The 9,707-nt window shown below is 69.1% G+C and carries 8 protein-coding genes and 3 pseudogenes; 2 read left to right on the top strand and 9 right to left on the bottom strand.

Going from position 1 to position 9,707, the window contains the following annotated elements; genetic code table 11:
* Nucleotides 1-27 precede the first annotated feature (27 nt).
* Nucleotides 28-1,176 carry a tyrosine-type recombinase/integrase gene (locus OTB16_RS14205; protein ID WP_267720493.1) on the bottom strand — a complete coding sequence of 383 codons (1,149 nt, stop codon included), beginning with the start codon at nt 1,174-1,176 and terminating at the stop codon, nt 28-30.
* 162 nt (nt 1,177-1,338) lie between these two features.
* Here OTB16_RS14205 and OTB16_RS14200 point away from each other — a divergent pair.
* Nucleotides 1,339-1,788, top strand: a pseudogene (locus OTB16_RS14200) (ATP-binding protein); the annotation flags it as partial.
* 34 nt (nt 1,789-1,822) lie between these two features.
* Here OTB16_RS14200 and OTB16_RS14195 read toward each other — a convergent pair.
* From OTB16_RS14195 to OTB16_RS14170, 6 genes and pseudogenes are all read right to left on the bottom strand, one after another.
* Nucleotides 1,823-2,197, bottom strand: coding sequence for a hypothetical protein (locus OTB16_RS14195; protein WP_267720492.1), 375 nt, complete (start codon nt 2,195-2,197; stop codon nt 1,823-1,825).
* Nucleotides 2,198-2,278: 81 nt separating this feature from the next.
* The gene (locus OTB16_RS14190; RefSeq protein WP_267720491.1) at nt 2,279-2,626 is read right to left on the bottom strand and encodes a hypothetical protein; all 348 of its coding nucleotides are present in this window, start codon (nt 2,624-2,626) and stop codon (nt 2,279-2,281) included.
* A gap of 90 nt (nt 2,627-2,716) precedes the next feature.
* On the bottom strand, nt 2,717-3,769 hold the full coding sequence (locus tag OTB16_RS14185) for a tyrosine-type recombinase/integrase (RefSeq protein WP_267720490.1): 1,053 nt from the start codon (nt 3,767-3,769) through the stop codon (nt 2,717-2,719).
* Nucleotides 3,770-3,826: 57 nt separating this feature from the next.
* Nucleotides 3,827-4,859 (bottom strand): annotated as a pseudogene (locus tag OTB16_RS14180) (DUF6192 family protein); the annotation flags it as partial.
* A 694-nt stretch (nt 4,860-5,553) separates the two neighbouring features.
* On the bottom strand, nt 5,554-6,741 hold the full coding sequence (locus OTB16_RS14175) for a cytochrome P450 family protein (protein ID WP_267720489.1): 1,188 nt from the start codon (nt 6,739-6,741) through the stop codon (nt 5,554-5,556).
* 34 nt (nt 6,742-6,775) lie between these two features.
* Complete coding sequence (locus OTB16_RS14170) at nt 6,776-7,627, bottom strand: patatin-like phospholipase family protein (RefSeq protein WP_267720488.1); 852 nt, start codon at nt 7,625-7,627, stop codon at nt 6,776-6,778.
* 159 nt (nt 7,628-7,786) lie between these two features.
* Here OTB16_RS14170 and OTB16_RS14165 point away from each other — a divergent pair, with 159 nt between their 5' ends.
* Entirely contained in the window at nt 7,787-8,473 is a 687-nt protein-coding gene (locus OTB16_RS14165; RefSeq protein WP_267720487.1) for a TetR/AcrR family transcriptional regulator, read from the top strand.
* Nucleotides 8,474-9,159: 686 nt separating this feature from the next.
* On the opposite strand, the gene OTB16_RS14160 is transcribed toward OTB16_RS14165, so the two are convergent.
* On the bottom strand, nt 9,160-9,411 hold the full coding sequence (locus tag OTB16_RS14160) for a hypothetical protein (protein WP_267720486.1): 252 nt from the start codon (nt 9,409-9,411) through the stop codon (nt 9,160-9,162).
* Nucleotides 9,412-9,462: 51 nt separating this feature from the next.
* Nucleotides 9,463-9,672: pseudogene (locus OTB16_RS14155) on the bottom strand (SRPBCC family protein); the annotation flags it as partial.
* Nucleotides 9,673-9,707 lie beyond the last annotated feature (35 nt).

Here is a 9,707-nt window from a genome sequence, read left to right as displayed (position 1 = left end):
ATGGGATCCGATCTCCAAACTCCCAGCTCAAGCCGCTAAGTTGCAGGACGTTAGAGTCCTCGCCGGACCCTGACCTGACCTCGTCACCTGCAATTTCTCGCCCGTCTGATGCAATTCCTGAGGGTTGCCATAGAGGTCGAGCGTGGTCTGGACGTGCGCATGCCCGAGCCTGCGGGAGACCACCCACTCCGGCGTCCCGGCCAGCAACAACGCGGTCGCGTGAGTATGCCGGAACCAGTGCGGGGTCCAGGATGCAGGGCCGATGCCCTTCTTGCGCAGGGCGGCGGTCTTGTCCCGCACCGTCCCCTCCTTCAGCGCGGCCAGCAGCGGCGGCCGGTCCAGATTCACCAGCAGCGGCGAGTCCGAGCTGATCTCCAGCCCGGCGCCAGCGGCACGGACGGCGAGATGGACGAGGTAGTCGGCAAGCAACCGCTCCAGGTCGACGCCGACATAGACGCGCCGCGGCCGCATCATCTTCACCCTCGCCCCGTTCGCGTTGTCCTCGCGCGGGACGACCTCGACGTACGGAGTGCTGCCGCGGCCCATGACGAAGTCCCTAATCCGCAGGCCGAGCACCTCACCGAGGCGCATGCCGGTCTCTGCGAGCAGCGCGAACAGAAGGCGATCCCGCAGGTTGCCCGCCCACTCACCGCCGGCCTCCGGCCTTGCGCAGCCGTCCAGGACCGCCTGGATCTCGGATGGCAACAGCAGCGGCGGCCGCCCACGATGGCGATGACGACGCACCCTCACCAGCGACGACGGCCCCGGCGCGGAACGGGCATCCAGATGCGCCAGCAGACCGCGGGCCGGAGCCCGGCGAGGCGCCCCGCGCATCAGCCGGCCCGCGACCGGGACGGAAAAGACCGCCCCCTGCCAGCGATAGAAGGAGATCAGCGCGGCCAGCCGGGCCTCCAGCGTCTCCGGTGCCGGAGCGTGCTCCGGGACGACCAGGGCATGTTCGACCGTGCGGCCGTTGCGCAGCCAGGACAAGAACCCCGCCACCGCCGGAACCCCGACATCGCTCCAGGCCGCGGTCTCCTCGCGCTGTTCGAGGAAGGTCCACCACTGGGCCAGCGAGGTCGCATAGCCCCGGACGGTGTTCGGCGACCACAACAGCCGGTGGGCCTCCAGCCACTCCTCCACCGGAGCGACCGTCCGGTACTTCTCGTCGACCACGGTCCACGTCCGCCGTCCGCCCGAGGGCAGGACCGCCAAGCTGAGTGCCACTGATGCCGTTCCGTCTCGTTGAAGAACTCCCGTTGATAGCAGTGCATCAACGACACAGAACGCTCGCGGTGACGCTCGTCGCAGGCAGAGAATCGAGGGGCTCACGCCCCGCTGATAACGCCCGGGGTCGGCAAGACACACATCGCGGTCGCTCTGGCCGTCGCGGCCTGCCGGGCCGGCTACTCCGTCTACTTCACCAGCCTCGACGACATGGTCCGCAACCTCAAAGCCGCTGAAGCCGCCGGGCGCCTGGCCAACAAGCTCGGCACCTACCTGCGGCCGGGCGTTCTCGTGGTCGACGAGGTGGGCTACGAGATCCTTGAGCGCGGAGAAGCCAACCTGGTGTTCCAGGTCATCTCAAAGCGGTATGAAAAGGGCTCGATCATCCTGACCTCAAACAAGACCTTCAGCGAATGGGGACAGGTGTTCGGGGATGAAGTCCTCGCCACCGCCATCCTCGACCGCCTTCTGCACCACTGCGACGTGATCGCCATCAACGGCCCCAGCTACCGCCTCAAGAACCGCCTTAAGGCCATCGAGCGGGACACTGACGTGGCCTGACATTCCACTTCGCACTCGGTGGCTGGAGGCCTGATCAGTCATCTTCAAATCGCTGGAAGATCGCAGAGAACTCGTCCGCCTCGATCAGCCCGGCGATCACATGGGTCATGTTGTCGATGCCGGGATCCCGGACGATCAGGCCATCCGAGACCCAGAAGTATCGGCCGCCCAGGGCCTCTCCGCTGGTTGTCCACGTCTCCATCAACCTCGCGACTTCGGCGACGGTGAAGACGGTCGCGCTCCATCGCGATCCGTCCGTCAGCATGACCTCGGCATCGACGTTGCACACCGCGTCCAGGTCCTCGCCTGAGCTGGGCAGGAACGATGCCTCGAAAGCTTCTGCGCGAACCCGGTACCACGGCCCGTCCCAACCTCGTTCGACCGATCCAGGCGATGCCATGCGACTCATCGTGCGAGTGTCTCCGGTCGGCCTGACGATCTCAACCAGGAACCTCAACCGCACTCCCACCCGCGACATAGCTGGGGACGTTCATCCGTACGCGACTGGGGAGCTCAGGTCGTACGCCGACACATAGCGACTCAACGCCGCCTTCAGCCGTACGCGTGAGTCGAACAGCCCCACGCCGTGCTCGGCCAGGAACTCCATCCACTCCTTGACCACCCGTGCGTAGTTCTCCCACGAGCTCGGCGCCGGCGCCCCGCTAACCGGGAGTTCCCTCAGCCATCGGTTCACCACCGCCGTCGGACGCGGCGCGGCCGGACCGTCCTCGAAGCGCAGGTCGTCGTCGATGAGCACGGGCATCCCCTCGGGGATCAACGGCCGATGCTCGATGTCCCAGGACTGCCAGCCCCGGGACGAGAAGAAGTTCAGGATCATGAGCGCTGACAGTAGAAACACCACACACCCGAGCGCAAAGCCCAAACACCCTGGTCAACTGTTCAGTTGCAGTCAATCGCCACACGGAAACTAAGCAGAGACAATGTGCCGCAGGTCGTGCAGGGTCCAGTTCGACCCCAGCAACTCGTTCGCCCGGCAGAACATCGCTCTGGCCGCGTGGTAATTCAGCGGCCTCCACGGCCGGCGAAGCGTCCACCACAACGGCAACCGCCGCCCCTGCGGGGCGCCCTGGCGCCGGGCATCCTCCTGGTAGAGGCGCAGCCACACGAACGTATCCGGCGACGCCGGCAGCGGCTGGCTTTCCCTTGTTCCCTTGCGGACGACGGTGATGAGCTGCTGGCCAGGGTCGGTGTCCAACTGACGGCTGGTGAGCATTTCGTCGGCTCGGGCGCCGGTGGAGACCCAGGCTGAGAGCAGGGCGCGGTCGCGGTGGTACTTCAACGCGGCGAACAGCGCGTTGAACATCTCGTCCGGGATGCGGCGCGGGAGCTTCTTGGGCACGCGCGGCCGGTAGCGGCCCTTCCCTTCTTGCCTGAACGGTTCCATCGGATTGTGGTGGGCATTGGCCCGGCCTCGCCGGAAGCGGTCCAGCGGAAAGGGGTTGATGATCGGCCCGGTGCCCTCTTCGAGGTGGAAGTCGTAGAAGGACCGCAGCACGGTCTCGCTGTGTGCGCGGGTGGTCGGTGCGTACTTCCGGCCCGGCGTCGGCTTGCCCGTCACCGGATTCGGTGCCCCTGGCTCGGCCCGCTTCGCTCCGCTCGGCCTGGGGATAGTGATGCCCTGGCGTTGGTGGCGCCAGTGGATCCGAACCGGCTTGTCCGCGAGTTGCAGCCAGCGGGAGAACTCCCGGGCCTCGCGGCGGGTCGCCCGATCCCAGGCGACGTCGACCGCCCACAGGAAGCGGTACCACCTGAGCAGATCCATGCCGTACGACCGGACCGTGGTCACCGGCCTGCTGGCCGCCTGCAACTCAGCGAAGAACGACGTGACCGGCACGACCGGTAAACCAGCCGGATCAAGCAGCCGGTAGGGCTCCTGCGGTTCGCCGGTCTCGACTAACCGGCCAACATCGGGCAGCAGGAAACGTGTCAGATCCCGCCCGGGATCGTTCAGATCAACCATGGCGGGAAGCTAGCAGACACAGGGTCTGACCTGCTAAAACGCAAGAGTTAGTTCAGTCAATGGACCCCGGACGCGGGCGACGTTCTCGTGGACGATGGTCCTTTCATCCTCGCCGAGTTGGCGGTCCCGAAGGCCCGGAACGGTGCGGCCGGCGGCAGCGACGAAGGAGTGGCAGGCCGTGACCAGATCCATGAACTCCATGGTCCGCTCGATCTGGCGGACCGCCGGCGCGACCGGGCTGCTGCGTTCGAAGTGCTCGCGGGCCTGGCGGCCCCGCTCCACCTGGGCGTGATTGACCTCGTGGCGGGCCCGGTCATCCGACATGGCCTTGAACGCGACATCCGGCCGGCGCAGGAGACCGGTAGTGACCTCGGTGGCGACGGACTCGTCGCGGGTCAGCTCTTCCACGACCCGGACTTTGTCCTCCCGGCTGACCTGGGCCGTGACCGCCGGACGTTTCAGGAGACCGGTGGTCACCGCCGCGGCGACGCCTTCGTCCCGGGTAAGTTCCTCCACCACCCGGACCTTGTCCTCGGCACTGACCTGCGCGGCCACCGTCGGATGGCGCAAGAGCTCGGTGGTCACCGCCGCGGCCACCTGCTCGTCGGCGGGCCAGGGCATGGATCGCGCTGACCTTCTCCTCAGGCGAGATGGGTGTCTCCACCTGATTGCCGATCCGGCGCCTGGCCTCGTCGGCCGTCCAACGGATCTTGCCCTCAGGCGGGGTGCAGATTGCGGTGAACCGCTCGTCCTCATCCTCGATCTGGGCCAGGATTCGGTGGACCTTGAACGAGACGTCCGGCCTGCGACGCTCCTTTGGCCACCGCGAGGCGGTGAACCGGGCCGCCTTGACCGCGCTGAAGGACAACCCGATGTCCTCCGCCAGCCTCGTCAGCGAGTCGCGGACGACTGGAATCCTCTCGCCCGCCGTCCGTCCGCCGTGCTCACGCATCGGCTCGATCTCCAGGGCACGGTCCCCGATGACGAACGACCCCCGGGACTGCTGCTCGACCACTTCACGCAGCTCAGCGACGATCTGCTCGTAACGCTGTTGGCTGACGCTTCCGACCTCGATGTGATTCTCGGGCATTGGCTTTCACCACCCAGAGCGGACCGGGCACGGCTCTCAAGACCGTGACGGAACGCGGTCCGCTGCCCTCACAGCGTCAGACCGGAAAACCGCTGATCGCAACAAATCCTGTGGAACTGAACGGAATTGGACATAGCGTGACCGGATGGGCGTTCGCCCAGCGGTTACCGTGACCGTTCGCCGAACGATTCGTTCCGGGCCCTCCAGGCCCTCACCTTGCACCGCCCCGAGCAGTACATGGCATTCGACCGCCGGTCCAACCCGGCGATCCACCGCGTCCCGCAGACGGTGCACTCCGCCACGCCGGCCCCGTCCTGCACCGCCGCCAGCCGCTTCCGCAGCCTCTGCTGACGACGCCATGACCTGGAACGACAAGCCGACGAGCAGAACACCGCACCCGGACCGGCCCCCGGCGCCAGAGCCTCATCGCACCCCCGGCACCGACGCTCACCAACCCGCCCAGCGCCAGCAGACACCCCACCAGATTAGGCCGTCCGCCCAGTCAAATCAGGGGATCGCAAACAAGTACTAAGGAAGTTCAGCGCCCGTGCTCGCCCGCGCCGTGTACTGCCGCCATCCCCGTTGGCCCCTTCGACGACTGCTCGTCTCTTGGAGACCAGCCACAGGGCGGCTGAGACGATCGCCCTGTGGCTGGTCTCGTCACGGCGTCGGAGCCGTCTTGAACAGCCCCTGTTCAGCGGACCTGGCGAAAATTGACCGGCAGTTCGGTCAGCCCCCGGAGCAGGGTGCTGGTCCGCCAGGTCAGGTGCGCCGGGTCGGTGGCGAAGGTCATCGTGCGGCGCTGTTCCATGAGCAGACGCAGGGCGATCGCGGCCTCCGCGCGGGCCAGTGGGGCGCCCAGGCAGTGGTGCAGTCCGTGGCCGAAGGCGGCGTGGCCCGGTGTGCGGCGCGTGATGTCGAAACGGTCGGGGTCCGGGAAGTGGTGCGGGTCGCGGGAGGCCGCGGCGAGGGAGACCTGGACCGCGTCACCGGCGCGGATGTGGGTGTCGGCGAGGTCCAGGGGCTCGGCGGCGAAGCGGAACGCCGAGGCGTGGACGGGGGAGTTGTATCGCAGGGACTCCTCCACGGCGGCGGGGGCCAGGCTCACGTCGGCGCGTAGCAGCGCGAGTTGTTCAGGGTCGGCGAGCAGGGCGTGCAGTGTCCCCGAGATCAGGTTGACCGTTGTCTCGTGGCCTGCGACCAGGAGCAGGAAGGCCATGCCGAGGAGTTCCTCGGCGGTGAGGCCGGACGCGTCGGCTGCGAGGTCGCTGAGCAGGGTGCCGTCCGGGGCGCCGGCCTTCCGGGCGGTCAGTTCGGTGAGGTAGCCGGTCAGCTCGGCGGCCGCAGAAGCCGCCGCCTGCGGCGAGGTGGGCATGACCAGCTCGTTCGACCAGTCATGGAAGGCGGAGCGGTCCGTCACCGGAACGCCCAGCAGGTCGCAGATCACAGTGATGGGCAACGGCAGCGCATACCCGCCCACCAGGTCGGCGGTCCCCTGCCGGGGCAGCGCGGCGAGCAGCTCCGCCGCGACCGCCTCGATCCCCGGCCGCAGGGCGGCGATCCGCCCCGGCGTGAAGTGCTTCGCCACCAGCCCGCGCAGGCGGGTATGGAGCGGCGGGTCGCTCTGGAGCATGTTGCGGCCGAGGGCGTGGCCGCCGTCGGTCCGCCAGGACGAGGAGTGCCGTATGTCGTTGCGCAGCCGCGGGTCGGTAAGCGCGGCCCTGGCCGCGTCGCGCGTCACGACCAGCCAGCATTCCCCGCTGCCCGGAACGAGCACGCGGTGGACGGGGCCCTTGGCACGCAGGGCCGCGTAGACGGGATACGGGTCCCTCGCCAGGTCGTGGCCGTCGGGGGCCAGTTCCTCCAGGGTGGGCGCCTGCATGCTGTGGCCTTTCGGTAAGGGAAGCGTCCGGGAATCAGCCGTGCCATACGTCCGCCACGCCGGCTGCCAGCGCCGTGGCCCGGGCGTATCCGGCGCGGGCGGCGGCGGGGATGTGGGCGTTGGCCGTCATGTCGCGGCCCATGATGCGGCGGTCGGTGCGGTCGGGGCACAGCAGGGAGACGGCGGTTCCCCCGGCGGCGAGTTCGGCCGCCTGCTGCTGGGCGCTGGGGTGTGGGCCGACGGCGTTCGGGATGGGGACGACTGCCAGCACCCGGCCGTATCCGCGGGCCAGTTGGACGTTGGCGGTGGAGCGGCTGCCGCCGTCGATCCAGCGCCGGCCGTCGAGCGCGACGGGCGGCCAGACCAGGGGCACCGCACAGCTCGCGGCGACCGCGTCGACGAGGCCGGCCTTCGTGTCCGCGTCGAAGGTCCCCACCTCGCCGCTCACCGCGTCGACCGCGGCGATCCGCAGGGCCCGTGCGGGCCAGTCCGTCGCCCCGCACAGCAGGGTCCGTACGGCGTCGTACATCTCGGACGCGGGGCTGGTGCGCGCTGCCAGGGCGGCGCGGCCGAGGCGCTGTACGGAGCGCTCGGGGTCGCGGGAACCGAGGGCCGCCCAGAGGAAGCGGAGCGTCTGGGTCGTGGTGACGTCGAGATCGATGCGGTCGTCGCCGGCGAGCTGGCGTTCGTACAGCTCGCGGGGCGGCCGGCCGCAGGCCAGACGGGAGCCGAAGATCGCGCCCGCCGAGGTGCCGATGACCACGTCGGCCCGGTCGAGGTCGATGCCCGCGTCCGCGAGGCCGGCGAGCACCCCCGTCAGCCATGCGCCGCCGACCGGACCTCCGCCGCCGAGTACGAGTGCGGTTCCGCTGCTGCTTCCACTCACGCCGAGCCCTCCCGAGCGCACGAACGAACGAACGCAGTCGGGGGTGGCCCCTTCCCTCGTGGGGACCACCCGCGATGAAGTGGGGAGTGGTCCCCACTTCATGTTCCGACGATAGCATCAGTACCGGGGATACCTCCCCACTTCTTACGGAGGATGATGATGACCGTCGGCACAGGTGATGCAACGGCCCCGCAGCGACGCGACGCGCGCCGCAACCGGCAGCTCCTGGTGGAGGCAGGACACGAGGTGTTCACCGAGCAGGGGCTGCAGGCACCGCTGGACGTGATCGCCCGCCGGGCGGGCGTGGGCAACGCGACGCTCTACCGGCACTTCCCCACCCGCGCCGCCCTCGTCGACGCAGTCTTCCGCGACCAGTTGACCGGCACGACGGAGGCGGGCGAACGGGCCCGGGCGGCCGCGGATGCCTGGACAGGACTGAACGACTATCTCCAGGCCGTCTTCGGCACGCTCGCCGCCGACCGCGGCACCAACGACCTCATGACCACGCACGTCGAGGGCATCGAGGCGCTGGACGCCGTGCACGCGCACAACCGGGAGACGATGGAACTCCTGCTGGAGCGCGGGCGGGAGGAGGGCGCGATCCGCGCGGACGTCACCACCGCGGACATCCTGTTCGCGCTGGCTGCTCTGGGCCGCGCCGTCCCGGCCCTGACGACCGCGACCACGCCGGACGCCTGGCACCGCCCCCTCGCCCTGCTCCTGGACGGCCTGCGCCCGGCACCCGCTCCCCTTCCGGGCCCCGCCCTCACCACCGCCCAACTGGGCGACGTCCTACGGGAACTGGGGCCGCACCGGGCGCCCGCGCGGGGCGTGAATGACGAGTGAAGCACTCCGCCGCCCGGGCATCGGCCTGACGGCCGTCGAAGATGCCCTGGTGAACGGCCACATAAGACCGGGGCGGTCTTCCACAGCTGGGCGTCTGGGTCTCCAACACCAAGTCGAGGCGGGACAGGCTCGCGGCGGAGCAGCTGGACGCGCTGCGGAAGCTCGGCATGGAGTGGGCATAGACCAGGGGCGGGGGCGGCCTGCCCGCGCGCTCCGTGGTCGAAGTGCTGCCCGACGGCGCCGAGCAACGCGCGGGGATCTGGCACGGATCGGAAAGCCCGCCGCGACCGGCTCGACCGGGCGCAGCTGGCCGCGGCTCGCCGAACTCGGGGTGGAGTAGACGCGGTAGCGGGGCCCGGGCGGGGCGCCGTACGGGTCCGCCTCGCTCCGCGAAGCGTACATACCGCGTACGCAGGGCGTGCAGGCAGCGGGCGCGGCGGGGAATGGCATGCCCTGTGGCTTGGTAGCGAGCTGGCGCCTCCGGGCCGGCGCTCTCGGCGGGGACCGGCAGGACGGGAGCAGCTGCCTCACCCCGTCGGCGTTGTACCGGCATGACGCCCCGCACGAACACCGCCCGGCCCGAACCCGTCCATGCCCGGACACCGTACTGACCGGCAACCAGCTGACCCGCTCCATCACCAAAACCGTCAGCACCAGATCGGCAACCGTGTCACCATCCGAACCACTCACCGCGACCATCTGACCAGCACGGCTACCGCAGCTACCGCACTGACAGCACGATGCCGAACCACCACCGACAAAAACCCGCAGATCATCAGTACGCCACGTACGCCTTCCTGGTGGACCGCGAGGACATCGACGCCCCCGTGGACCAGCGGAAGGTTCGCGGGCCGCTGGAGGCCGCCCTGGCGGGCGGAGACCGGCTTTATGGCCAGCAGATGGCCCCGTTCGACCTCGCGATCATTGATGAGGCCCACGGAACGCAAACGATCAAGACTCCCACGGTGTGGTTCACCGCGAGGGGCTGGTCAGACTTCGCCGCGCCAGGATCCGGTCTCGCGGCCGCGGTCCTCGATGTACTCCTTGAACCGCTTCAGGTCGCCCATGATCTGGCGCTTGACGAAGCCGAGCTTGTCGCAGACGTTCTCGGTGAAGCCTTCAGGGTCGTAGTCGAGCTGGAGCACCACCTTCGACTTGTTGTCGGCGAGGTGGTGGAGAGTGACCACACCGGCCTGCTTCACCCCGGTGACCCTCGCCTGCGAGGAGCTCGGCG

Origin of the sequence: Streptomyces antarcticus, from assembly GCF_026627255.1 — a bacterium.
Lineage (GTDB): Bacteria > Actinomycetota > Actinomycetes > Streptomycetales > Streptomycetaceae > Streptomyces > Streptomyces antarcticus.
Note: the sequence above shows the minus strand (reverse complement) of the source record. Positions and strands in the feature narration are given on the sequence as shown.

Excerpts from the sequence above, each read along its gene's own strand:
- OTB16_RS14195 (WP_267720492.1), bottom strand. The coding sequence starts at position 2,197 with ATGAGTCGCATGGCATCGCCTGGATCGGTCGAACGAGGTTGGGACGGG.
- OTB16_RS14190 (WP_267720491.1), bottom strand. The coding sequence starts at position 2,626 with ATGATCCTGAACTTCTTCTCGTCCCGGGGCTGGCAGTCCTGGGACATC.
- OTB16_RS14185 (WP_267720490.1), bottom strand. The coding sequence starts at position 3,769 with ATGGTTGATCTGAACGATCCCGGGCGGGATCTGACACGTTTCCTGCTG.
- OTB16_RS14175 (WP_267720489.1), bottom strand. The coding sequence starts at position 6,741 with ATGCAGGCGCCCACCCTGGAGGAACTGGCCCCCGACGGCCACGACCTG.
- OTB16_RS14165 (WP_267720487.1), top strand. The coding sequence starts at position 7,787 with ATGACCGTCGGCACAGGTGATGCAACGGCCCCGCAGCGACGCGACGCG.